This is a genomic window from Oceanobacillus halophilus, assembly GCF_003628505.1.
Lineage (GTDB): Bacteria > Bacillota > Bacilli > Bacillales > Amphibacillaceae > Oceanobacillus > Oceanobacillus halophilus.
On sequence record NZ_RBZP01000019.1, the window covers coordinates 37,729 to 63,242 of the forward strand.

27 protein-coding genes and 1 riboswitch are annotated in these 25,514 nt (G+C 41.9%); of the genes, 6 read left to right on the forward strand and 21 right to left on the reverse strand.

Annotation, left to right across the window (positions count from 1 at the left end; all coding sequences use genetic code 11):
* Positions 1-166: 166 nt before the first annotated feature.
* From preA to D8M06_RS19750, 5 genes are all read right to left on the reverse strand, one after another.
* On the reverse strand, positions 167-1,423 hold the full coding sequence (preA, locus tag D8M06_RS16315) for an NAD-dependent dihydropyrimidine dehydrogenase subunit PreA (protein ID WP_121205653.1): 1,257 nt from the start codon (positions 1,421-1,423) through the stop codon (positions 167-169).
* Between the two features lie 14 nt (positions 1,424-1,437).
* Positions 1,438-2,649, reverse strand: a complete 1,212-nt coding sequence (locus tag D8M06_RS16320; RefSeq protein ID WP_121205654.1) for an FAD-dependent oxidoreductase — start codon at positions 2,647-2,649, stop codon at positions 1,438-1,440.
* A gap of 50 nt (positions 2,650-2,699) precedes the next feature.
* Entirely contained in the window at positions 2,700-3,215 is a 516-nt protein-coding gene (locus D8M06_RS16325; RefSeq protein WP_121205655.1) for a DUF1097 domain-containing protein, read from the reverse strand.
* Between the two features lie 157 nt (positions 3,216-3,372).
* Positions 3,373-3,816 carry a hypothetical protein gene (locus tag D8M06_RS19745; RefSeq protein WP_147404986.1) on the reverse strand — a complete coding sequence of 148 codons (444 nt, stop codon included), beginning with the start codon at positions 3,814-3,816 and terminating at the stop codon, positions 3,373-3,375.
* Complete coding sequence (locus D8M06_RS19750; protein ID WP_147404987.1) at positions 3,813-4,148, reverse strand: hypothetical protein; 336 nt, start codon at positions 4,146-4,148, stop codon at positions 3,813-3,815. The genes D8M06_RS19745 and D8M06_RS19750 overlap by 4 nt, the downstream gene beginning before the upstream one ends.
* Positions 4,149-4,266: 118 nt before the next feature.
* Here D8M06_RS19750 and D8M06_RS16335 point away from each other — a divergent pair, with 118 nt between their 5' ends.
* From D8M06_RS16335 to D8M06_RS16350, 4 genes are all read left to right on the forward strand, one after another.
* The gene (locus D8M06_RS16335) at positions 4,267-4,491 is read left to right on the forward strand and encodes a DUF1659 domain-containing protein (protein ID WP_121205657.1); all 225 of its coding nucleotides are present in this window, start codon (positions 4,267-4,269) and stop codon (positions 4,489-4,491) included.
* A gap of 44 nt (positions 4,492-4,535) precedes the next feature.
* Complete coding sequence (locus D8M06_RS16340; RefSeq protein WP_121205658.1) at positions 4,536-4,754, forward strand: DUF2922 domain-containing protein; 219 nt, start codon at positions 4,536-4,538, stop codon at positions 4,752-4,754.
* 73 nt (positions 4,755-4,827) lie between these two features.
* On the forward strand, positions 4,828-4,959 hold the full coding sequence (locus D8M06_RS16345) for a YvrJ family protein (RefSeq protein ID WP_121205659.1): 132 nt from the start codon (positions 4,828-4,830) through the stop codon (positions 4,957-4,959).
* Positions 4,960-5,155: 196 nt separating this feature from the next.
* The gene (locus tag D8M06_RS16350; protein WP_121205660.1) at positions 5,156-5,893 is read left to right on the forward strand and encodes a hypothetical protein; all 738 of its coding nucleotides are present in this window, start codon (positions 5,156-5,158) and stop codon (positions 5,891-5,893) included.
* Positions 5,894-6,001: 108 nt separating this feature from the next.
* On the opposite strand, the gene D8M06_RS16355 is transcribed toward D8M06_RS16350, so the two are convergent.
* The 15 genes from D8M06_RS16355 to D8M06_RS16425 all read right to left on the reverse strand — a co-directional run bounded on the left by D8M06_RS16355 (position 6,002) and on the right by D8M06_RS16425 (position 22,802).
* Positions 6,002-6,997, reverse strand: coding sequence for a zinc-dependent alcohol dehydrogenase family protein (locus D8M06_RS16355; protein WP_121205661.1), 996 nt, complete (start codon positions 6,995-6,997; stop codon positions 6,002-6,004).
* A gap of 376 nt (positions 6,998-7,373) precedes the next feature.
* Entirely contained in the window at positions 7,374-7,592 is a 219-nt protein-coding gene (gene tatA / locus D8M06_RS16360; RefSeq protein ID WP_121205662.1) for a twin-arginine translocase TatA/TatE family subunit, read from the reverse strand.
* A gap of 21 nt (positions 7,593-7,613) precedes the next feature.
* Complete coding sequence (locus D8M06_RS16365; RefSeq protein ID WP_121205663.1) at positions 7,614-9,329, reverse strand: GMC family oxidoreductase; 1,716 nt, start codon at positions 9,327-9,329, stop codon at positions 7,614-7,616.
* Between the two features lie 24 nt (positions 9,330-9,353).
* Positions 9,354-10,127: a gluconate 2-dehydrogenase subunit 3 family protein gene (locus D8M06_RS16370; RefSeq protein WP_158591810.1), complete on the reverse strand. Its 774-nt coding sequence runs from the start codon at positions 10,125-10,127 to the stop codon at positions 9,354-9,356.
* A 2-nt stretch (positions 10,128-10,129) separates the two neighbouring features.
* The gene (gene tatC / locus D8M06_RS16375) at positions 10,130-10,852 is read right to left on the reverse strand and encodes a twin-arginine translocase subunit TatC (protein WP_121205665.1); all 723 of its coding nucleotides are present in this window, start codon (positions 10,850-10,852) and stop codon (positions 10,130-10,132) included.
* 411 nt (positions 10,853-11,263) lie between these two features.
* Positions 11,264-12,112: an ROK family protein gene (locus tag D8M06_RS16380; RefSeq protein WP_121205666.1), complete on the reverse strand. Its 849-nt coding sequence runs from the start codon at positions 12,110-12,112 to the stop codon at positions 11,264-11,266.
* A gap of 66 nt (positions 12,113-12,178) precedes the next feature.
* Positions 12,179-12,673, reverse strand: a complete 495-nt coding sequence (locus D8M06_RS16385; protein WP_121205667.1) for a PTS sugar transporter subunit IIA — start codon at positions 12,671-12,673, stop codon at positions 12,179-12,181.
* 24 nt (positions 12,674-12,697) lie between these two features.
* On the reverse strand, positions 12,698-14,155 hold the full coding sequence (locus D8M06_RS16390) for a glycoside hydrolase family 32 protein (RefSeq protein WP_121205668.1): 1,458 nt from the start codon (positions 14,153-14,155) through the stop codon (positions 12,698-12,700).
* A 309-nt stretch (positions 14,156-14,464) separates the two neighbouring features.
* Entirely contained in the window at positions 14,465-15,862 is a 1,398-nt protein-coding gene (locus D8M06_RS16395) for a sucrose-specific PTS transporter subunit IIBC (protein WP_121205669.1), read from the reverse strand.
* A gap of 151 nt (positions 15,863-16,013) precedes the next feature.
* Complete coding sequence (locus tag D8M06_RS16400) at positions 16,014-17,000, reverse strand: LacI family DNA-binding transcriptional regulator (RefSeq protein ID WP_121205670.1); 987 nt, start codon at positions 16,998-17,000, stop codon at positions 16,014-16,016.
* A 56-nt stretch (positions 17,001-17,056) separates the two neighbouring features.
* Entirely contained in the window at positions 17,057-17,224 is a 168-nt protein-coding gene (locus D8M06_RS20470; RefSeq protein WP_121205671.1) for a FeoB-associated Cys-rich membrane protein, read from the reverse strand.
* 48 nt (positions 17,225-17,272) lie between these two features.
* Positions 17,273-19,288 (reverse strand): ferrous iron transport protein B, encoded by a 2,016-nt coding sequence (gene feoB / locus D8M06_RS16410; RefSeq protein ID WP_121205672.1) that lies wholly within the window; start codon positions 19,286-19,288, stop codon positions 17,273-17,275.
* The gene (locus D8M06_RS16415; protein ID WP_121205673.1) at positions 19,285-19,512 is read right to left on the reverse strand and encodes a FeoA family protein; all 228 of its coding nucleotides are present in this window, start codon (positions 19,510-19,512) and stop codon (positions 19,285-19,287) included. The genes feoB and D8M06_RS16415 overlap by 4 nt, the downstream gene beginning before the upstream one ends.
* A gap of 241 nt (positions 19,513-19,753) precedes the next feature.
* On the reverse strand, positions 19,754-20,710 hold the full coding sequence (manA, locus tag D8M06_RS16420; RefSeq protein WP_121205674.1) for a mannose-6-phosphate isomerase, class I: 957 nt from the start codon (positions 20,708-20,710) through the stop codon (positions 19,754-19,756).
* A gap of 133 nt (positions 20,711-20,843) precedes the next feature.
* Positions 20,844-22,802 carry a PTS fructose transporter subunit IIABC gene (locus D8M06_RS16425; RefSeq protein ID WP_121205675.1) on the reverse strand — a complete coding sequence of 653 codons (1,959 nt, stop codon included), beginning with the start codon at positions 22,800-22,802 and terminating at the stop codon, positions 20,844-20,846.
* Positions 22,803-23,215: 413 nt separating this feature from the next.
* Between D8M06_RS16425 and cuyA the strand changes: the two genes are divergently transcribed.
* Together cuyA and D8M06_RS16435 are read left to right on the forward strand one after the other, a co-directional pair.
* A complete protein-coding gene (gene cuyA / locus D8M06_RS16430) occupies positions 23,216-24,208 on the forward strand; it encodes a D-cysteate sulfo-lyase (RefSeq protein ID WP_121205676.1) in 993 nt (330 codons plus the stop codon).
* A 290-nt stretch (positions 24,209-24,498) separates the two neighbouring features.
* Positions 24,499-24,624: riboswitch (SAM riboswitch) on the forward strand.
* A 95-nt stretch (positions 24,625-24,719) separates the two neighbouring features.
* On the forward strand, positions 24,720-25,175 hold the full coding sequence (locus D8M06_RS16435) for an OsmC family protein (RefSeq protein ID WP_121205677.1): 456 nt from the start codon (positions 24,720-24,722) through the stop codon (positions 25,173-25,175).
* Positions 25,176-25,178: 3 nt separating this feature from the next.
* Here D8M06_RS16435 and D8M06_RS19755 read toward each other — a convergent pair whose 3' ends face one another.
* Positions 25,179-25,373, reverse strand: a complete 195-nt coding sequence (locus D8M06_RS19755) for a hypothetical protein (RefSeq protein ID WP_147404988.1) — start codon at positions 25,371-25,373, stop codon at positions 25,179-25,181.
* Positions 25,374-25,514: the final 141 nt, after the last annotated feature.

The following is a 25,514-nucleotide window of genomic DNA, read 5'->3' on the forward strand; positions in this document are numbered from 1 at the left end:
CTCCCCCTCGTGCAAGTGCCATCCTGCAGGTGCCTGGCACTCCTCGATTTTTGTCGAATATAGACCGTCTTATTTTCACGCTGTTTCAAACGTTTGTTTGGCCCTTCGTACAATACCATTTCCATTCTGGGACGAGGAACCTGTCCCTCTGTCCCCTCTGTCCTACTTACTGATAAACCAATTGTTGGACGACTTCTTTGTCTGTGTGATCTTTTCCGTCTTTGTATACGACTTTTTCTGGTGTGATGCAGTTGCTTACTGGGCAAACGTTTAGGCACAGGTGGCAACCTACGCATTTGTCTTCGAGAATGATTGGTTTTCTGTTTTGGCTATCCCATTCGATGGCTTGATGAGAACCGTCATAACAGGAAATATAGCATCTACCGCACCCAAGACATTTGTCCATGTCAACGGTTGGGATAATCATAAAGGATCGGTCTAAGTCCTCAGATGGAACGATATTGTCCACGGCAATTCCAACCAACTCCTCCAGCCTGTCAACGCCGCGTTCATCCATATAATGACTTAGTCCACTAATTAGATCATCGACAATTCGGTAGCCATATTGCATAACAGATGTCGTTACTTGTAGATTTCGGCAACCGAGAAGAATGAATTCAATTGCATCCTGCCAGGTCTCAATACCACCCATTCCACTAAGTTCTAAGTCTTTCAACTCTTCACATTGCGCTAATTCTGTAATAAACCGAAGTGCAATAGGTTTAGCTGCATTCCCAGAATAACCGGAGACAGATGATTTTCCATTGACAACCGGTTTCCCTGTCAAATTGTCCAAATCAAGATTCGTCAAACTTTTTATTGTATTAATAGCAGAAACACTTTTCGCTCCGCCTTTCGCTGCAGCAATGGCAGGAACGGACATTTTCGTAATATTTGGCGTCATCTTCGCAACCACCGGAAGATGCGTACTTTCAACAACTGCCCGCGTATATTTTTCTACGAGTTCTGGACTTTGACCAACATCTGCCCCCATGTCATGGCTGGTCATTTGCGGACAGGAAAAATTCAGTTCAATGATATCTGCTCCTGCCTCGGTAACGGCCTTTGCCAATGTTCGCCATTCCTCTTCATTAGAACCCATGATGCTGACACCAATTACCTTGGTTGGATAGGATTCCTTCAATTTTTTAATTTCAATGACATTCTTTTCCAAAGGCAATTCAGAAATCTGTTCCATGTTCTTAAATCCAGTCCAAGAGGAAGGTTCATTGGATATAATATCAAACCTCGGGGAACACTCATTCATCCCTTCTATCCCAACTGTTTTATAAAAAATTCCCGCCCAACCTGCATCGAATGCCTTAGAAATCTGCTCCGCATTATTACACACAGGAGAGGATGATAAAAAGAACGGATTTTCACAATGTACACCCAAAAAATCAATGGATAAATCTTTTTTCATGTCGGTTCCAACTCCTATTCATTAAAAGTATTCATCATTTTTGCAGCTGCTTCTTTTCCTTCTGCAACAGCCTGTACAACCGTGTCGCCGCCATTCACCATATCGCCACCAGTAAAGATGCCTGCCGCTTGCTTCCAGGCTTCCGCTTCATCGCGTGTCGTTTGTCCTACTGCTAAAATGACGGTATCTGCTTCCAATTCCATCGTTGATCCGTTCGTTACATGTTCAAAACGGACACGTTCTACCTTTTCATCGCCAATAAAGGCAACAGGCATGAACTCGGAAATAAGTGGAATCCCCATTTGAAAGTCATACATTTTTTCCTTTTGCGTAGCTGGGGCATGTTCCAGGCTTTCTACAAATACATCATAGATGGAATCAGCGCCTAAAAGCTTACAGGTTGCCGCACTATCCATGGCAACGTCACCACCACCAATAATTACGACATTACCAAGGGAGGAATAACTTTCTTTGTTTTCCCTTGCTTTGGATAAAAAGTCTATGGCCGGAAAAATTCCATCTAAATTAGATCCAGGAATATTCAATGTTTTTGCTTCCCATGTTCCTACACCAACAAAAACACCGTCGTATTTTTCCTTCATTTGCTCCAACTCTTCCGATGTCACCTTATGATTCAGTTCAAATTTCACGCCCAATTTTTCCAGCTGGCTGATATCATGATCAACGACTGTTTCCGGAAGACGGTATGGCGGAATCTCATAGCGCAGCATGCCACCAGGCTGACTATGTTCATCAAAAATGGTAACATCTACACCCTGTTTGGAAAGTTCGGCAGCACATGCTAGACTTGCAGGCCCCGCACCAATACAAGCAACGCTTTTCCCACTGTATGTATCTGTTTGGCTTAAATAGGTTTTATCCATTTTGCGCTCATATTCTGTTGCAAATTGCTGCAACTTCCCAATTTGTATCGGACTATCAATACCACATCGACTACAAGCTGCTTCACAAAGCTTTTCGTGTGGACAAATAAGAGCACAACTTGCACCTAGAATATTATTTTCACGGATGATTTCTGCTGCTCCGTTTACATTTTTAAAACGTATACTTCGGATGAACTGATCTGGAGCTGTACCAGAAGGACAGCCATACTTACATGGGGCATCCTCGCATAGCAAGCACCTTGAAGCTTCTTCCATCGCCATACGGAAATCAAACGCTTCCACTTGTTCTGGCTCATACTCGACTGTTGGATTTACTACCATAACGATAACCTCCTAATTTTCCTCAAATTCATGTATGCTGTTTGAATACTTCACTTTATAAACTGAGCTGCTTCTTTCTCATCTGGAACATGTGTATCACGGGATTGATGGTAGTGTTGTGGGGCAAGCTTCCGGTACCAGTCGGAGAATTTTTTCCCAAGCTCTGCACATAGAAAGCCAAGTAACGCACCACTCAAAAGGGACAATAGTAGTACAAACCATCCCCCGCTAATAGCAAAAGTGGAAAAACAGCCAACAAAAATTCCAGGCGTGTAATTCATCAATCGTACTTTTCCAAGTAAACACATGATACTGGTTACAATCCCACTAAAAATCGCCGCACCCCCAGGAATATCGACCACACCAGATAAACCGAGGATCAACAGACCACAGGCAACCCCTGTGGTATTGCAAAGCATGGCTTTCCCCATGGCTTTCCCACCACCTGTTCCAACGGCAAAAAACGTGGTACACCCAGCAAACCCAGCCCAGGTTAACATCCCAAACAGCGGGGCAATAAAAGACCATATCCCACACAACAAGCCGGTAGCTAAAACACTAGCCATTCTTACCTCCTCCTAAAACTATAATGTGAAATAACAAACAAACTTACAAACTCCTAAACTCAATTTATAAACAAGAAAGCATTCAGTTACATAACCCAATTGTAAAGGCTTAACCAATATCGGTAAATATGTTTGTTCAACGTTTCACAAATGTTTCTTAACTAACCACTAACGGTACCAACAGTAAAAAGAGGAAAAACCGGGGGACGCGGGGACAGGTTCCTCGTCCCAGGCTGTCTATCAACCGACATGACCTTTTTATCAACCGACTTGTCCATTCTATCAACCGCCTTACTCTTTCTATCAACCGCATCACTCTTTCTATCAACCGCCTTACTCTTTCTATCAACCGCCTCACTCTTTCTATCAACCGCATCACTCTTTCTATCAACCGCATCACTCTTTCTATCAACCGCATCACTCTTTCTATCAACCGACTCACTCTTTCTATCAACCGACTCACTCTTTCTATCAACCGACTCACTCTTTCTATCAACCGACTCACTCTTTCTATCAACCGACTCACTCTTTCTATCAACCGACTCACTCTTTCTATCAACCGACTCACTCTTTCTATCAACCGACTCACTCTTTCTATCAACCGCCTCGCTCTTTCAACCCCCTCACTCTTTCTATCAACCGCCTTACTCTTTCTATCAACCGACTTACTCTTTCTATCAACCGACTTACTCTTTCTATCAACCGACTTACTCTTTCTATCAACCGCCTTACTCTTTCTATCAACCGCCTCTCTCCCTCTATCAACCGACTCAATCTTTCTATCAACCGCCTCGCTCTTTCTATCAACCGCCTCGCTCTTTCTATCAACCGCCTCGCTCTTTCTATCAACCGACTCAATCCCTCTATCAACCGACTCAATCCCTCTATCAACCGACTCAATCCCTCTATCAACCGACTCAATCCCTCTATCAACCGCCTCAATCCTCAACATACCGGGGGACGAGGAACCTGTCCCTCCGTCCCCCGAAAAATTTAATCCCACCTTCCTCTTGTTTTGTTCGATTATATTTATGAAAGGGAGGTGAGAAACATGGCAACAGCAGCTCTAAAGAATTCCACGATGCAGTTGGTTTTTAACGATGGAAACGATTTGGAAACTGGTTTACCAGTGTACAAGTACAAAACATTCAGCAACATCAAGACTACTGCTACTCCGGACCAGTTACATGCCGTAGCTACAACGATTGCTAGTCTACAGGAGAGACCACTTTTCAACGTGGTTCGTAAAGACAATTCCGATATTATCGGCGAATAACAGATTAAAGGATTTACGAATTCATATGGAAAGGAGGGAAATCCATGAAAAAACTAGAACTTAAATTTAAAAACGAGGATGGCAAAACCGTCACCTACTCCATCGAAAATCCAATAGAACCAGTAGAAGCTTCAACGGTTAGTGCAGCAATGGATGAGATTATTTCACAAAATGCTTTCACATCCAATGGCGGAGATTTAACAGCAAAATACAGCGCACGCGTTGTAGAAAATATTGTAGAGGACATTGACTTAGGATTATAAATTACATGAAGTAGACCAGCAGCCCAGATTGCTGGTCTATTTTTTCTAAGCAAACTAGAAAGGAGGCTACGTCATGGAAGCATGGGTAACATTCATCACCGAAGTAGGTTTTCCCATAGCGGTAACATTTTATCTACTCCACCGAATCGAAGGAAAACTAAACCAGCTGATCGAATCGATTCACAGTCTACCAGACAAAATGTAGAGGGGACATGGGGACAGGTTCATTGTCCCTATTTTCCATCTTACCTGGGACGAGGAACCTGTCCCTCCGTCCCCCTCAAGGCTAAAAATTACCTATATAAAAAGAGGATTAAATAGATTTTTGTCGAATAAAGTAAATATGCAATGGAAGGCATTGCATTTCCATTGCAAAAAATAAAGGAGAAAGGATTGAAGTAATGAAAGAAAAGAACGAATCCATTAAAAAGGTTTTGGAATTTTCCCAATCGAAAACCAATAGGAAACAGTTTCGACATGATTATCCTATTCCTAAAGAAATAAGAGATGAAATGATGACGGAAATTTATGCTGACTTCACGAAATATGTTACCCTTTGTCATTATGATCAACTTCACCCACAGCTTCATGAGTTCAGTGAGGAGCATCAAACCAAACCTGATAAAAGAGGTGCGCTGGAATATAATCTATTTTGGTCTATCATAAACTATCTTGCAGATGAAAATTCGGAAAGTAGTTGTGTGGAGGACTATATTGCAGAAAATTACCTTCATCTAAAGACAAAACCTTTAATAACCTCCTGGTTGCGAGAGTGGGACAAGGCAATACCTAAATTTTATTATGTTGGCTACAAATACAATGATCGTTCCTTCGTTGTCGTTGACATGCTGGAAAATAAAACATTGGATGTAATCGTATATAATCAAGACGCAGTTCCCCCTAAAAAAGGCGAAATCGTCATGGGTATATTGATTCCAGAAGGGGATGCATTATATTTCCCAATCATTGATTTTTATCATTTTGATTTTACAGCTAGAGAAGAAATAGGAAGGCATATCCTCTACTACTTCGAAAAGTATTTAAAAGACTTCACGCTAAGAGAAGCATTTTTCCACGTTCTATCCGCAGCATTGCAAGTCGAGCAATATTTCTCCAAAGAACATACATCTTCCCAATAAATGCTTGTTTAAGCAAACCAAAAAGGTTCTGAGCCCAGAAGCGAAGCCAGAACCTTTTTTGCTTTATGTGGACAAAGGGACAGGTCCCTCTGTCCCCTGGCCTCCCACTTATATTTTAATAATTGCTTTTGTAATACCGTGCCGAGGATAATTTGCTAGTACTTCTGGTACTTCTTCTAATGAGAGCGTATGCGAGATTAGTGATAAGACGTCCAGTTTTTCTTGGCCAAGCAAATGGACGGAGTCTTGCAGTGTAAAGGGATTGATAAAGGAACCATGAATGTTTAATTCTTTACGAAAGATGTCATAAGCCGCAATGTTAATGGCTGTTGTTGGAGATGGGACACCGAACAGCAGAACCTCAGCGCCTTTTGCAGCACTGCCAATAGCTGTTTCAATGGTTTCTTTCCTACCAACACATTCAATAACTAAATCATAATCCCCTATAAACTCATTCCTGTTTGTATACGTTTGATCAGCACCTAAAGCCAGTAATTGCTCATGTTTTTTCGTATCTATCTCACAAACGTCGATTTGATATGGGTTTTTCAAGCGAACGGTTTGTAAGAACAAGGACCCTATGAAACCACCGCCGATAATTAACACTTTGGAGTAGGGTTTAATGCCCTTAATTTGGTCAAATCCATGCAGGACACAACTCAAAGGCTCCACTAAGGCTCCTGCTTTAAGTGGTATCGTATTTGGCAGTTTCAGACAGTTCGCTTCTGGAACAGCACAATATTCCGCCATTCCTCCATTTCTTGTAACGCCAATGGCAGATAGATTATCACAAAGCTGGACACGACCTTGTCTGCAATAATCACACTTCCCACAATAACTATTCGGATCAACCGCTACATGATCGCCAACCTGAATCGTCGTAACTTCCTCACCTACCGCAACCACTTCCCCTGAAAATTCGTGGCCCAATGTAATTGGTGGCGTCACTTCCGCCGATCCTGGTTCCCCATGAAAGATATGAACATCCGTACCACAAATACCACAATACTTCACATTAACTAAGACTTCATCTTGATGAATAGTAGGTTGTTCCACCTCTTGCACACTCATTTTTTCTTTTTCAGTTAAAACTAAGGCTTTCATCGTCATCCTCCTCGTGAAAAATAGGGCCGGTTCTAGTTGATCGTTTATAAGGATGATAATCGAACCATCTCTATTTAACTATCAATTGTCTGTAGATTTACTTAGAAAACGTTATCAATAAACATTTTAATACATCATGCTTAAATTGAACAGGGGGACACGGGGACAGGTTCCTCGTCCCAATCTACACCTGTCATAAATAGACTGCTATTTTAGTAGAGAAAGTTACACGAAAAAACAGCACCCGTTATGGTGTGCTGTTTTTTTAATATATATTACAAAAGCATTTTCCTGTTAACAAACGTTTGTTTGAGTCTCCATTCTATATAAAATGAGCTCAAATACTGGGACGAGGAACCTGTCCCTCTGTCCCCTTCTACCTGGACGAGGAACCTTCGTCCCCTTCACCTTGAAAGGCTTTTTTTGCTTCTTCTACTGGTTCGGTTATGTCGTCGACTACTTCTTTCGTTGAGTTTCTGAATTCACTTAATGTTTGACCGACTGCTTTTCCGAGTTGTGGAAGTTTGGATGGTCCGAATATAATCAATGCAATCACTAAAATAATAATTAAACCAGGTACTCCGATATTCATCATTTTGTTCCCCTCCTTTTTTTATTAGACTAATGCTCCTGCGCCTTCTTTTAAGTATTTAATCATGCCTTCTGTTGCGTGGTAAGTAAGTGCCGCTGCCGTAGTTGTCGGGTTTGTAACACCAAAATGAGGGAATGCAGAGGCTCCACATACAAATAGATTGTCCATATCCCACATTTGTAGATATTTATTTACAGCTGAGTTCGAAGAGTCTACCCCCATAATAGCTCCGCCTCCATTATGTTGGTATGCAAGGCCGCCACTAAAATGTTCAGCAGCAGGGGCTGGCAGTATATGAGTAGCACCCATTTTTTCTAGTATTTCAATTTGTTTAGCTTGAATAAATTTATGAATTTCCATATCATTTTCGGAATAGTCCCACGTTATCCGAATCAATGGATCTCCATTTTCATCTTTATACGTTGGATCTAAATCTAGATAATAATCTTTGTAGGGCAATGTTGCCTTTTGACTGACTAGTGACAAAGCACGATTATGATAGAATAAAGACTGCTTTTTAAACTCCTTTCCCCACTGCGGTGTATCCGGAGAGGTTAGGTTTGTTGCTATAGGTGCATTCCCAGAAAAACGAATTTCAATTTCTCCCCCATGAAGAAAGTTTAGGTTACTATGATCAAATAAATCACCAGTATAATCAGTGAATGACATTCCGTATGCACCAGTTGTAGCATAATTATTGAACTTTTGATCATCAAACAAACCGGTAGTTGAAGTTCCAAAGTGGTGATCGGTAAAGTTTTTTCCTATTACTCCTGTTCCCGTTTCAGGATTATATGGTTCTCCAATTTCCGATAATAACAACAACCGAACATTATTAAACACAAAACTAGTTAAGACAACCAAATCCGCTGGTTGTTCAAATTCTTCTCCTGTTCTCGTATCTTGGTATAGTACACCTGTCGCCTTTCCATTTTCATGCAAAACCCGAATAACTTTTGCGTGTGTTCGAAGGTTAAACTTCCCAGTTTTTTGAGCTGTAGGGATAACCGTTACAACAGGATCTGCCTTTGCTCCATATTCGCAATAATTAGGTGTACAAAATGCACAGTATTGACAAGCATTTAGTTTTTCTCCATCAGGATTGGTGTATGCTTGAGAAACAGTACCTGTTGGAATCATAAATGGTTTATATCCCATTTCCTTCACTACTTTTTCAAACATGCGAATTCCTTCATTCTTTTTAAGCGGAGGATTCGGATAAGGATTAGAACGTTCTGGATAATTTGGGTCTGGTTCTCCAGAAATACCTGCCATTTGTTCAAACATATCAAAATGCGGTTCTAACTCATCATACGTAATACCCCAATCTTGAAGCGTCATATTTTCAGGTATTTTATCTTCACCGTACTTTTCAATGGTTTTCGAACGAATTTCAAAATCATATGGATAATATCGATGTGTCTGTGCTCCCCAGTGACTTCCTCCACCACCGACACCTTCACCTACTACTGCCATTCCTTGATCCCGAATGGGTACAGCTTCGTCGTCGAGCGTGTTTCTTACTGTATAACTTTCACTTTTTAAACTCTGAGTCCCCCCTCCCCTATGCGTATACCGCAACTCATCATGCGTATGCAAATAATCCTTCAAATTCTTCTCTTTCCCTTTATCCAATCCCACAACATTAAATCCCGCTTTCGTCAGTTCTGCAGCAACAATACCTCCCATCCAACCGACACCAACGGTTACAACATCCACTTTGTCTAATTTTTTCGCCATGGTATTCCCTCCTGTATTCTATCTTTACATATGATCACTTAAGCTTATCGGTTCTTTTTTCACAAATTCTTTGGACTCAACCACATCAATGTAAGACATATAAGCACCTGGGAACTCTTTCATCTTCCAACCTTCCATATTCTTGTTGCCACCATACAACGGATCACAGTAGCAACCTTCTAGGGTTAACTGTCTTAATAGCGCAAAGAATTCACCGGACGTAACAAGACTCATTTTTATATCGCCACTTTCAAATTCTTGCAATAGCGCAATTTGATCCTCCTCGGCTAAAGCGTTGAACGTATCATCATGCCTTTCCTGACTAATTTCATTTAATTTTCGTACTCCCTGAAGCATGATGTCGCCACGGGATAATGGTGTTTGGCCATTGGTGAATGGTCTCACTCGGTAATCATCTACATTGCTCCCCCAAGGCCCAGCCAACTGCTTATCGATAAAATAAGGAGCACCAAGTCCTATCGCCCCAGGACCTAGGTCATCTTCCGGAAAAATCACCTCTGTAGCTGCAGCTAATGCTTCAAAATCTTCCTTTCTCGTGAAAAACTGCATGGCTTCGGTATAATCCGGCATTTCTTTTGGCTCAGCTGGCTCCGGCTGCTCGGTAACCGTTTCCACCTTTTCAGTTGACTCCTCGAGATTTGGATTGATAAATGCACCAATACTCCCACCAATGATAAACCCACCAACCGTCAATCCAGTTCCTTGAATAAAATTTCTTCGAGAAATTTTTTTCTCTAGTTGCTCTTCCAGCTTGTTATCCTTGTTGTTATCAGTCATTCTCATACTCCCCTTCTTTGTCTTTTTATCGACCAGCCAGATAACAAAATACTAATCTCAAACAATAGGAATAATGGGAAAATAATTAATAAATCACTAACAAGATCAGGTGGGGTAATCGAAACACCCACAACAACTAAAATAAAATACGCATATTTTCTTACCTTCTTCAGCTTACGAGGGTCAATGATTCCTAGTTTTGATAAAAATAAAACGACAACCGGCATTTCAAAAACAATGCTAACGGGAAAAACGATATTAAATAGAAAGGTAAAATATTGACTGATGCCATACGTTTCAATTACACCAATAGATTGATTAATAGAACCCATAAATTCCAGAACGATGGGAAACAAGACCAAGAAACTAAACGACACCCCTAATATAAATAAGAAAAAAGATAGTGGGATATAGAAGATCGTGCCTTTGGCTTCCTGTTCCGTTAATCCTGGCTTGATAAATGCCCATACTTCATATAAAAAAACAGGTAATGTAAATAAAATACTAACCAGAAGTGCACATTTAATATAAATCATAAAGCCATCTGTAAAACTAAACACATTCCACGTCACCGTATTTGGCAACGTATATTCACTAATAAGTGTCAACATAGGGGGTGCGACGATAAAACCAGCAATCATCGTAACCATAAAAAAAGCAGCAACAACAATTAGTCGCTTTCTTAACTCTGTTAAATGCTCCACCAACGACATTTCCTGTTCCATGTTTATCACCTATTTTTCTAAATTCCTTTTTGTAAACCCTTACATTTTTCTGGTAAGAAAAATACTAAAAATCCTTGAGTGAAACGTAATAGTATCATCGACTCAAAACTAACCCTAACTCGTGTTAATAACCTACACCCTCCCCCACAACTAGTTCAAAAGTTTGTTATTAGCAATATATTTAGAACAACCATAAATTATGTCTAAAATTTTGGGACACGGGGACAGGTTCCTCGTCCCCCCACCCAACAAGCAAAAATATATAAACTCCAAAAAAAACGCAGCACCCCTTCATCCAAAGAGTGCTGCATTATACGTTTTCTATTAAATTCACTAAGTGACAATCTAGTGAAAGGAGTGCAGATAAATCCATATGGAGATGGGGGACGGTGAACCTGTCCCCTCGTCCCCCTACTCACATAATGCGATTGCGCCTAATACTCCTTGTTCATCTTCGAGGCTTGGGGCGACGATTAATTCGTTGACGTTTTCTACTTGTAAGTAGCCGTTTAGTAGTTCCATGAATTGCTGGCGGATCATGCTGTATAGTTTTTCTTGTTTCATGACACCGCCGCCTAAAATGATTTTTTCAGGCTGCAGGACGACAAAGTAGTTCATTATGGCTTGTGCTAGATAATATGCTTCGATTTCCCAAACTTTTTCGTTATCTACAAGCTCGATTCCTTTTTTGCTGTAACGTTTTTCAATTGCTGTTCCGGAGGCGAGTCCTTCGATACAGGAACCGTGACTGGGGCATGCTCCTTCAAAGGGATCTTCTTCATGTTTTTGGACCAAAATATGCCCCATTTCGGAATGGTTTCTCCCCTGGAATACTTTTCCATCTTGAACCAAACCTGCACCAATACCTGTCCCGACCGTAATATAAAGGCAACTGTCAACGCCACGGCTGACTCCATAATTGTACTCGCCTAGGCATGCAGCATTCACATCGGTATCTAAATAAACAGGTACCGAGTAGTCTGCCTGAAATTTCTTCAGTAATGGATAATTCCTCCATTTTGTTTTTGGTGTGTTTAAAATGTTTCCGTATGTATCACTATGCCGATTCAAATCAACAGGGCCAAATGTACCTACGCCAAGAGCCGTAATATCATGTTGATCAAAAAACGCCTTTGCTTCAGCCAGTGTTGCATCCGGATCTCCGGTTGGAAAGCTAACCTTATCGAGAACTTTCCCATTTTCATCACCAACCGCACATACAAACTTTGTACCACCAGCTTCTATACCGCCAATTAACATCCTTCTACCTCCTATCAAACTAGGCATAGCAACCAGTCGAATGACCGGCTGCACTCACCTGTCCAATTACTTCTTCACTGTTAAAACACTGTCTTGTCCAGCAGTTACCTGACTTTTATCCATAACCGTTATTTCACTCATGTCATCGGTGTTGGTAATAATGACCGGAGTTACCGTACTCTTTGCCTTTTCCCCAATCACGTTCCGATCAAAGCTAATCAACTTATCTCCTTGTTTCACACGATCGCCTTCCGAAACATGAGCAGTGAAACCTTCTCCATCTAAACTAACGGTTTCCAAACCAATATGGATTAAGATTTCTGCTCCATTGTCTGCTAGCAGACCAACAGCATGCTTCGTTGGAAATACTTGCATTATTTTCCCATCAACCGGTGCTACTGCTTCTCCATTCGTTGGTTTTATCGCGAAACCGTCCCCCATCATTTTTTGTGAAAAGACCGGGTCTGGTACGTCCTCAAGGGCTACGAATTCCCCTGTTACCGGAGCCACTAGTGACACTTCTGTTACTTCTTCTTTCTTTTTAAATAATTTCCCAAACATTGTTCCATCTCCAATCTATCATAATTAATAGGCAAATACTCGTTTCTGACTCCATTTCTTTACATCCATCTCCAGCTTTCCTTCCGTTGCAGTGAAGGTAATGCCTTTCGCCTCTGGGTCATCAAAAACTCTGGAAGTAAATACTTCTTCTCCATTATTTACGAAAATTTCCATGGAAGACGTATCTTTGAACATACGTAGACTGTGAAGCGTTTCTACCACGCATTGCCTTTTCTCAACAAAACCCTTACCGTCAAAGGCTCCTCGTTCAAAAGTCAACACTTTCGCTACCGCATCATAGCTAATTCTGCTCGTTTCCCCCATCGTTATGGAAAAACGTTTCGCACGCCAATCCTTGGTAACAACCTCTAGTTCGAACACACTTCCATCGACACCAGGGAGCTCTACTTCTGAACCATCTAGTACCACATTCGTATGGCGGACCTCATCTTCTCTCAGTAGTTCCAGTTCCTTTACTGGGTGCTGAAGCAATTTTCCATTTTTCCATTCCAGCTCTCTAGGAATAGTTAACGCATGGATCCATTCGTGCTTTACAGTTGGCTGAACGCCATCTTCTTCTGAGTTACCCATCCATCCAAATAAGATTTTGCGGCCTTTTCCATCCTCCATCGTTTGCGGAGCATAGAAATCAAACCCTCTATCTAATTCATCAAATTCGCCATGTTCTAAGGAAAGAGTCTCGTAATCCATTTTTCCTGCAAAATAGCCGGATTGGTAAATATTTTGATACCTCAATCCGTCTGCTTCCAAGCCTTGTGGACAGACAATCAATACGTCCTTTCCATTCACTTCCAGTAAATCCGGACACTCCCACATGTAGCCGAAATCCTCAAGATGATGGTGGTAACTTCCAGCAATTGGGCCTTCAAACTGCCAATCCATCAGGTCTGAAGAAGTAAATAGCACTGCTTCTCCTTGTTCACTTTCCGTTTGTGCCCCTACAATCATGTACCATTTTTCACCATGGTAAAACACTTTCGGATCACGAAAATGGGCCGTATAGCCAGCTGGAACATGAATGACAGGTCCTTTTTTCTCAAAATGAACACCATCTTCAGATATCGCTAAGCATTGATAGGATTCCCGATTTCCTTCCTCATCTTTGACATTTCCTGTATAAAATACATACAATTTCTCGTCCAACACAACCGCACTGCCTGAATAACAGCCATTTTTGTCGTACCACATATCTGGTGCCAAGGCAATCGGAGCTTCTTCCCAATGCACCAAATCATCGGAAACATAATGTCCCCAAAACTTCGCACCATGATCTGTTTCAAACGGATTCCATTGGTAAAACACATGATATTTCCCTTTGAAAAAAACCAAGCCATTTGGATCATTTAACAGACCAACTGGAGGCATGATGTGATAGTGCAGGCGATAGGGATCCCTTGCTACTACTTCTCGATGGGTTTCTACTCGTTCATAAGCCATCTCTTGTTTTACAAATTTTGTCATATTCCAAAACTCCTTAATTGCACGTATGCAAGAAGACTTTCGTGATTTCTTTATGAAAATGAGGCTGGGTCATAACTAAAGTGTTTAACTTAGAAAACGAACAATGTGCTAAATAGCGGAGGAAATATACGTAGACTCCTGCGGGAAGAAGAGCATCGGTGAGACTGCGTAGTGCGTCAGCACGAAGGAGGCTCACCAGCTCCCCGCGGAAAGCGAAGTATATTTCCGGAGCGGTATTTATGCACCCACCCACAAATCATGTTCAGTTTTTCCAATGAAAAAACACTTTTGTCCCAGCCTCATCTTCTTTTAATTTTCCTTCTTCATTTGCTTGTCTGAAAACCCAAATAACCAAGTAAGGGCAAAAGCAACGCCAATCGCAATGACATTAACTAGTAGATATTGCAAGATTTGGCCATTCAAGTAAAGGAGTGTTCCTGGAATAACTGTAATAGCCATCCCTGTCCCTTTCAGACCTAAGATAGAGGCTGCAAAACCACCAGCAGCTCCACCAATTAATCCCATAAAGAATGGTTTCACATATCGTAAATTAACCCCAAAAATAGCTGGCTCGGTAATCCCTAGAAATGCAGATAGAGAGGATGGGAATGCCAACGCTTTTAGTTTGGTTGATTTTGTTTTCATCGCAACTGCTAGCGTCGCTCCACCTTGTGCTGCGATCGATGCTGTAATGATTGCATTGAACGGGTTGTTTCCAAATTTCTCCAGTAATTGAATTTCTAGTAGGTTGAAAATATGGTGAACCCCAGTTATCACGATTAGCTGATGCAAGAATCCGATGAGAAGCCCAGCTATACCCAATGGCAATTCAAGTACTGTAAGTGTTCCTTGTAAAATATATTCTTCCACTACATGGAAAATCGGCCCAATGACAAATAATGCCGCGAAAATCATGATTAATAAGGTTAAAAATGGTGTTAAGATTAAGTCCAATGCTTCTGGAACGCGCTTCCTGATCCAACGTTCTAACTTGGCACCAAGAATACCAGCAATAAACGCAGGAAGCACAGATCCTTGATAACCAACTACAGGAATAAATCCGAAAAATAATAGTGGATCTGCACCTTCTGCCACTCCCCAGGCATTCGGCAATACTGGACTAACGAGCATTAAACCAAGCACCATTCCGATAATAGGTGTTCCACCAAACACGCGGAAGGTAGACCATGCAACCAATGCTGGTAAGAAGACAAATGCCGTATCGGTTAAAATTTCCGTAAATAATAAGAAGTTTTCGGATATGTCATTTGGTGTCAGACCAAATAGCGCCAACACCTGCTCTTGCATAAGTAAACCGCGGAGTCCCATAAATAAGCCAGTTGCCACAAGAACCGGAATAATTGGGACAAACACGTCTCCTAATGTACGGATGGAACGCTGCAATCTATTTCCCTGTTTGCCAGCTTCTTTTTTCTGCTCTTCTTTCGAAACACTATTTACATCTAATTTTTCTACCTCTTCATAAATTCGATTGACCGTCCCTGTTCCAAAAATAACTTGGTACTGACCAGAGTTGAAAAACGCACCTTTCACTTTTTGGATGTTTTCCACCTGATCTTTTTTAATCTTTTCTTCATCGTTCACGATAAAGCGTAATCGAGTCGCACAATGTGTGACAGATGATACATTATCCGTTCCACCAATTGCTTCAATCAGTTCTTTCGCAATTTTCTTGTTTTCGGACATTCTTCTCACTCCTTGATGTATAAATTTTCTCAGTGGAATCGATTCCACATTGTATAAAATAGAAAGATATTCCTATAATATTTTATTCTATGAATATCTGGAATCGATTCCACATCGACCATAGTGTATGGTGGAATCGATTCCAGAAATATCATACACTATTTCGTTCAATTAGTCTATAATCTAAAACAATTTTTTTCTGGAAAACTTTGGAGTTAATATGAGCCAAAATTTGCTTCGCCGCTTCCTCTCCTGCCTTCTCATTTTGATAATCCACCGTCATGAGTGGTGGATCCACATATTGGGAAATCTCAGAAGCCCCAATTCCAGCAATGGCCATATCCGTGGGTACTTTTACGCCATGCTTTTTCAAATAACTCATTGCCCCAATCGCTAATCGGTCGGTTACCGCAAACGTCGCAGTAGGAAGCACCTGTGAACGGGTCATGATTTTTTCCATTGCCTCATACCCTGAATCTATATCGAAAATCCCTTGTTGAATCCATTCTTCCTCGACAGGAAAACCATGGGCAGCCATTTCATCATAGTAACCTTTTTTCCGTAGATACCCTACGGCCCGGTCGGTTTCATCCACTCCAATAAAAGCAATTTTCTTATGGCCTTTATTAATAAAATATCGGGTTAAGTCCCGTGCCACATGGTAATCATCATATGTCACATGAACGATATCCTCCGCCTCCTGGCCAATCATGACAATCGGAATGTCCATTTTTTTCATTTTTTGAAGCAGTTCCGGTTCCGTATTCGTCGCAATCAGCACCATTCCATCGACTTGACGTACCTTCAGTAAATCCAGGTATTCCATTTCCTTCTCTTTATCATGGTCGGTATTCGCTAACAGAATTTGATACCCATGCTTGGATAGCTCTCTCCCAAGGCCAGTGACAATTCTGCTGGGAGTCTCTGTTTGAATCGTTGGCAAAATCACACCAATAACCTTGGTCTTTTTCGTCCGTAACGATTTCGCATATTCACTTGGCACATATCCCGTTTCCTCAATAACCTTCTCCACCCGTTTTCTCGCATCCTCACTCACATACCCAGAATGATTCAATACCCGAGAAACCGTAGAACGAGATACCCCAGCCCTCTCCGCAATATCCTTAATCGTAACCAAAACCCAACACCTCCTAACAAAATCATTTTATCACATAGCGGGACACGGGGACAGGTTCACTGTCCCGATTCTCTGGGACAGTGAACCTGTCCCCGTGTCCCCTCACATTGTGCGCGTAATTCGCATGCTGCACACTTTCCTTTGCGGCTTCTTTTTATATGTTTGACGATGACAAAGAGAGCATATCCGATTATGATGCCACCTAGCAGAATATCAATTAGCATGGAAATCATCTTCTTTCTTATTGGAGTGTTGCAGAAAGGTCCAGCACTTTAGGCAAAACCAAGCAGCCTGCCTCCTTGATAAATCACCACAGCGACTAAGTAGGCCACAAGGAGAGCATAAAGAACAGAGAAAAACGTCCATTTTCTGGAATCTGTTTCTTTTCGAATCGTTGCTACTGTTGCCAGACAGGGAATATACAACAAGATAAACACTAAAAAGCTGTAGGCAGACAGTGGAGTAAAGGCCTCAGCCACCGCTCCTTTCAAATTCCCCAGTTCACTTGTATGATAGACAATGTACATAGTGGATACAACGGATTCTTTGGCTAAAAATCCTGTAATTAAAGCTGCTCCTGCCTGCCATGTTCCAAATCCGAGCGGAATAAACAGCGGTGCAATTAGTCCACCAATCATCGCCAAAAAACTATGCTCCATGTCCACATTCCATGCCCCGGGTCCAGTTACCGACAATAGCCAGATGAAAACCGCACCACCAAAGATGAAGGTTCCCGCTTTTTTTATGAATCCCTTCCCTTTATCCCAAGTGCTTCGTAGTAATGAAGGGAGATAGGGGATGCTATAGGCTGGCAGTTCAATCAAGAAAACGGATTGTTCATTTTTTAAAATCGTGCTTGAAAATACTCTCGCCAGTATTAGCGCCACCACCACGCCTAGTACGTAGAGCGATAACACAACAAGTGCCTGATGACTAGCAAAAAAGGTTCCCGCAAAAATGGCGTAAATCGGGAGTCTCGCCGAACACGACATGAGTGGTGTCAAAAGAATGGTGAGCAGTCGTTCCTTTGGCTGTTCAATCGTTCGTGCTGCCATGACGCCAGGAACATTGCAGCCAAATCCGATAATCATCGGAATAAATGCTTTCCCATTGAGCCCAACCTTTTCCATTGTACGGTCCATCAACAGCGTTACCCTCGCCATATAACCGGAATCTTCCAAAAGCGAGATAAAGAAGAATAGAATCATAATTTGCGGAACAAACACGAGTACCCCGCCAACTCCAGGAAGGATTCCATCCAAAATAAGCCTATGTATAAAGTTCGAGGCACCTAAAAATTCAAGTATTCCCGCTATCCCAACCGTTAGCGGACCTGATAGGAGCGCATCCAGCAAATCAGATAACGGGAAACCTAGCCAATTAAATGTCACCATGAAAATGAGGTATAGTAAAAACAAAAATAGTGGGATGCCCAAATATTTATTCGTTACGATTCGGTCCACTTTTTCGGTCAAGTTCTGTTCTCCTGTTTCCCCTTTTGTTAACGATTGATCAAGGATATCTTGAATATACGCTCTTCGACTAGAGGCGATTACGTCTGAAATATCCCGGTGCTGATACTGCTCGTACACCCGCCCCTCCGTTTCTCTATATATCTGTTTTAAAAAGGTAGCGGATACATCATCATCCAGATACTCCTGTACAGCCTGATTTCCATCCAAATACTGAATCGCAAGCCAGCGCAGAGACGGAGATGCATGATTCTTCTCTTGCAAAAATTGCACCATTTTTTCAATTCCTGACTCCAATACCGCTCCATAATTTAAAAATAAGGGCTTATTGCTCTGCTTTGCATCTTTAGTCAGGCCTTCCTCCAGTACATCACAGCCTTTATTCTTTTTGGCAACTATTGGATATACCCGGCTACCCAGATTAGCGGATAAATGACCGCAGTCTAGCGCAATTCCACGGCGCTTTGCCATATCCACCCGATTCAATGCAATTGTCATTGGCACTCCTAATTCAAGCAGCTGAACGGTTAAATGCATGCTACGTTCCAACTGCGACGCATCTACAATATGTAAAATGGAAGAATAAGAATCTTCCAGCAGAAAATTAGTTACTACCTTTTCATCCATTGAAATGGGATTTAGAGAGTGAACCCCCGGCAAATCAATGATATCTGCCTGATTGTTTTTTAATTTACCAACCTTTTTCTCTACCGTTACCCCACTCCAGTTTCCGACATATTCATAGGAACCAGTCAACTGATTGAATAACGTGGTCTTCCCTGTATTTGGATTCCCAACCAGCGCAATTTGTTTCATGGCCGTTCCACACGAATACAGGAAGCCTCATGCAGTCGGATGCCAACATGTTGCCCATTGCTTTCGATGACACACGGACCACCAAACGGCATAGCTGACTTGATTTGTATCTCGGACCCAATTCGAAAGCCCAAATCTCCCAACCGCCTCCGAACAATGGGGTTTAAACAAGACAAATCCTGAATAACCGCTGTTTGACCCTGATGTAAATTCGATAAGACCATTCCGCATTCCTCCAGTAACCAGCAAATATATTCTCTAATTGATATTGATAACTATTATCAATTATAATACAAAACACGGCACAAAGGGACATAAAACCAAAGTGTAATAAAATGGACATAAATCAGTGGACAGAGGGACAGGTTCCTTGTCCCGTTTCACCGGGACGAGGAACCTGTCCCTCCGTCCCAACCCTCGTCCCTAAAAAAAGGCCCATCCAAAATTGGACAGGACCCAAAAACACTACACGTGGGAAACCACAAATTCTGCTTTCCCATTTACTTCATATTCTTCTACTCCATAAGGAAGGACAAAGTGACTCCCTTTCTCTATGTCAAACGTTTTGCCATTCAGCTTCACCGTCGCATTCCCAGATATCACGCTAACTTGAAGGAAGTCGTGCTCCATCTTAAGGGAAGCTTGTCCATCCAAATCCCAATGATAAACGGTAAAATACTTCTCTTTGACTAATTTCTTAACTGTCAAATCACCCACAACGGTTTCTGTTTGTTCCACCTCAGCATCCTGATGTGGAACGGTGCTCACTTGTTTGGCGCGTTCGAGATGCAATTCACGTGTGTTGCCTGCTGCATCTTTACGGTCATAGTCGTACACTCGATAAGTAATATCAGAGCTCTGCTGCGTTTCCAAGATCACGATTCCTTTTCCAATTGCATGGATTGTACCACTTGGAACGTAAACAAAGTCTCCAGCCTGAACTGGTACACGTCGCAATAGGCTGTCCCACTCTCCATTGTCGACCATTTTTTCCAAATCTTCCTGGGAATCCGCATGATGACCTAAAACCAGTTCTGCCCCTTCTTCTGCACTTAGCACATACCAGCATTCGGTTTTTCCATAAGGAACTCCTTCTACTTCTCGGGCAAAGGCATCATTGGGATGTACCTGGACAGATAAATCATCATTGGCATCCAAAATCTTTACTAATAAAGGATACTCTTCCTCGTTATCTTCGCTTTTATGAAATAATTCCCCATGTTTTTCCCAAGCATCTGCTAGCGTCTGCCCAGCAAGCTCGCCATTCTGAATGATACTAGGGCCATTCGGATGCGCAGAAATCACCCACGCTTCCCCGGTTTGTTCAAAAGGAATAGCATAGTTAAATTCTGTTGTTAATTTTTTCCCGCCCCAAATTCTTTCTTGAAATACAGGCTTTAAAAATATCGGTTCGTTGTACATGTTGTCCTCCATTGTTCAGAAGAGACGGTTTCCACGTTACTCTACACAAGCACCGCCACTCCCAATTTTTCTAGTCCAATTTTATCATATAGAAACAGAAGAGAACACATTTGCCCCCTTCTGTCGCTTTCGCTTATCTAATCGTATCCAATAACTGATACGCTTCTTCTTTTGTACGTACACTCAATAGCTGCTCTCTAAATTCATCATCCATCAATTTACGAGAAAGCATTTGTAAAATTTGCAAATGAGTGTCCCCAGCACTTTCTTCTGGTACAGCAATCATGAAAATTAGTTTTGCATCTGTTCCATCAATGCTGCTCCAATCCACGCCATCACGCTTCATTCCGAAAGCTACGGCAGGACGTTTCACGGTATTCGATTTTCCATGTGGGATAGCGATATGCATACCAAGGCCAGTCGTACTTTGATTTTCACGATCTAGAATCGCTTGTTTAAACACTTCCTTCGATTCTAAAACACCTTTTGCATCAAATTTTCCAATGATCTCATCAATCACTTCATCTCGTTCCGTCCCCTGTAAATCTATCTCGATTAAATCGACATCGGTAATGGACGTAAGCTTCGTAATCTCTTCCTGCTCCTCCGTCTGTACAGGCTCATTTTCCGGAACTTCTTCTTCCTGAAAATCTTCACCCGTAACATCTGCAGCACCTGCAGTAGCTACAGCCGGCTCCACTTCCACATCTTTTTTCAAAAAGTTAACCATAAACGCAGTCACAAGGACACCAGCGATAGCTGCAACAAAGAACATCAGAACATTTTCTACTGCACCTAAAACTGCTACAATTGGGCCGCCGTGTGCTACTTTGTCACCGACACCACCAATCATCGCAATCACCGAACCAACCATGGAACCGACAACAATACTAGGGATAACGCGAAGTGGGTCCTGCGCCGCAAATGGGATGGCACCTTCTGTAATACCGAAGAATCCCATGGTGAAGGATGCTTTTCCTGCTTCTCTCTCATTTTGACGATATTTTCTCTTATTCAGCATCGTTGCTAGTCCCATTCCGATTGGCGGAATACAGATTGCAACGGCAATTGGCCCCATAATTCCGAAGTTCCCCTCTGCAATCATCGCAGAACCAAACAAGAACGCTACTTTATTGAATGGTCCACCCATGTCAACAGCAATCATGAATCCAAGAATCAATGCCAATACAATCGAACTTGCACCTTGCATACCAGCTAGCCAAGCGGTTAAACCTTCAAACACTTGCGCCACTGGAGAACCAATAACATAAATAAATAATAAACCAACAATGACAGAACCGAAAATCGGAATAAAAATAATCGGCATGACCGGCTGAACGGCTTTTGGCACTTTAATTTTCTTAATCGCAAGTGCGACATAACCAGCTAGGAAACCAGCAATAATCCCGCCGATAAAACCAGCACCAGCTTCACTTCCATAAAAACTACCATTCGCTGCAATAAATCCACCAATCATCCCTGGAACAAGTCCTGGACGGTCGGCAATACTTACCGCAATGAACCCAGCCAAAATCGGTACCATGAACATAAAGGCCGTTTCCCCAAGACTCTGTATCTGAGCCCAAATCGAATCCTCAGGAACCACGATTCCACCAGGAGTCTGCTCCCCACCAAGCGTGAGTGCTAGCGCAATCAATAATCCCCCAACCACAATGAATGGAACCATGTACGATACACCATTCATCAAGTGCTTATAGATCGGGTTTTCTTTTTTCTTGCGTTCTTTCTTAATTTCTGTCGCATCTCTTAACTCTGGTCCGTAAACAGGAACCTCTCCCTGTTGAATCTTTTCAATCAATTCTTTCGGTTTACGAATCCCGTCCTGAACACCAACCACAAGCAATCTTTTGCCTGCAAAACGTTCTTTGGAAACCTCTTTATCCGCAGCAATAATAATTCCATCTGCCGCTTCAATATCCTCATCCGTTAAGGCATTCTCCACCCCAATCGAACCTTGTGTCTCTACTTTTATATCAATGCCCATCTCTTCTCCGGCTTTTTGTAAATTCTCCGCCGCCATATACGTATGAGCAATTCCAACTGGACAAGCAGTCACAGCTAAAACTTTCATCCTGTTTCCTCCTCTATCTTGAAGTAATCGCTTTCGATGTATTTATTATACCCAGAGAAAAGACAATAATAACTTTAAAATTTTACCGGAAGTTGTGGTAAAAATAGATTAATAGGATTGGGACAGGGGGAGATTGGGACAGGGGGACAGGTTCCTCGTCCCCCAACCCTACATGATATTCATTCGACAAAATTCGGGAAGTGCCAGGCACCATCAGAAAGCAGGGGGGACGAGGAACCTGTCCCTCTGTCCCCCCAAGAATATAGCTCTCATCCTAGACATACAATGTATTAATCATTAAGGGAGCGACGTTTATACATGCACTAGTACTCTGCTGCTCTACTCCATCCAAATATTCTAATAGCACGCACACGCTCCAATCACCCATAACCAAAAACGAAGGGAGAATGCATGTGAACATCAACCAATTTCCAAAAAGGAACTACACAGACCACCAAACTCCGATTGAATATTTAGAACGTCTATCCAAACACCTAGGCGGACCCAATATTTACATGAAAAGAGACGATTTATTAGGGTTAACCGCTGGAGGCAATAAAACGAGAAAACTAGAATATCTCATGGCAGATGCTTTACAACAAGGGGCCGATACGGTCATTACGTGCGGTGCGGTTCAGTCCAATCATTGCCGATTAACCTTATCCGCAGCTATTAAGGAAGGTTTAAAATGTGTGTTAGTGCTGGAAGAAAGAGTGCCAAACAGCTACAACCCGGAGGCTAGTGGAAATAATTTTCTGTACAAATTATTAGGCGTAGATGACATTATCGTTGTTCCAGGCGGGTCAGATATGCAAGGAGAAATGGAAAAAGTGGCGGATTCTCTCAGACAAAAAGGGAACAAGCCATATATTATCCCTGGCGGTGGATCCAATGAAATAGGATCCACCGGGTATGTCAGTTGTGCGCTAGAAATCCTAGAACAACTAGAAGAGATGAACCTCTCTATCGATTACATGGTAGCTGCAAGCGGCAGTGGCGGGACACATTCCGGATTACTTACGGGGTTACATGGGGCGAACGCCAACATCCCTGTACTCGGCATCAGTGTTAATAAGAAAAAACAAGAGCAGGAACAAAAAATATACAATCATACATTAAAAACCGCTAAGCATGTAGGAGCCAACGTTGATTTTCCAAGAGAAAAAGTGATTGTTTTGGATGACTATGTAGGTCCAGGTTACTCACTAGAAACGGAAGGTATGCGAGAAGCTGTTCAACTGGCTGCTAGAAAAGAAGGAATTTTGCTGGACCCTGTCTATACTGGAAAAACGATGGCGGGATTAATCGATTTAGTTCGGAAAGATTACTTTGAGAAAAATGATAATGTCTTATTTGTGCATACGGGCGGAGCCCCTGCGTTGTATGCTTATACAGATTCTTTTTGAGGGGACAGAGGGACAGGTTCCTTGTCCCAGCTGTTCTTAATATAGGGACACGGGGACAGGTTTATCGTCCCTCAAACTACACAACTATATAAAAGTCTTTTAAGATTTTCATTCAACTTCCTTTTTCTACAGTGATTCCTCTCTATCAATCATTCCACTCTTCCCATCCCTTCCATTGCTGGTAATGAGGCGAGGAACCTGTCCCCAAGTCTCACAAAAAAACTATTGACTATTTTGAATTCTATGATAGTATATACTACAAATCCTATAAAAATAATATGATTAATTACTTCTTATCCAGAGAGAGGGAGGGACTGACCCTGTGAACTCTCGGCAACCAGTTCAAGTCATGTTTATTTCATGCTTGAGCACGGTGCCAATTTCAGAGGAATGATATAGAATTCCGAAGATGAGAAGGTGTTAGCAAAACGCTGTAAACTACCAAGTTTTGTAAACCCTTCTCTATTTCGAGAAGGGTTTTTTAATTAAATAAAAAAGGGAGAGATGTTACATGGCTATAACGACTGTTCGTGCAAAAACACTTTTAAAAGAAAAGGTATTGGTAGAAACAGAGGCCAGAGGGCATAAGGTTATTGTGGACGAGCCAGAGAATCTAGGCGGGACAGATAAAGGGATGAATCCAGTTGAGTTACTTCTCTCAGCTTTAGGTGCATGCCAGGCTATCGTGGCTAGAACTTATGCAGAGAAATTTGACGTCGACCTTCAAAACTTTTGGGTAGAATTAGAAGGAGACATTGATCTTGACGGGTTTTTAGGTAAATCCGATGTTCGACCTGGATTTTCAGAAATTCGATATACTTTTCATATTGAAACAAGTGCCTCCGAAGAAAAGGTTGAAGCCTATAAAGAATTCATAGAAAACCATTGCCCAGTTGGAGATACTATCGCAAATCCTGTTGATTTAGCTTCCTCTAAAGTAGTAGTAGAAAAAACTGTACAAGGATAATTTTCAAAAACAGAGACAGGGGAGGTGGGACATGGGGACAGGTGAGTTGTCCCCCCTCTCCTTTTCTATCAGTTGCAGTGGTTCTTCTATCAACCGTCTTGGTTCTTCTATCAACCGTCTTGGTTCTTCTATCAACCGCACCTTTACTTCTATCAACCGCCTCGTTCCCTCTATCAACCGCCCCGTTCCCTCTATCAACCGCCCACCCTCATCACAAGCTACGGGACAAGGAACCTGTCCCCATAGCCATCAAGCTAACAAAAAATAATGAATACAAATCATTAATTTTTGTTAGCTTTTTCTCTTTTTTGTTTTTCTAAATAATTTTCTGCATGCGGA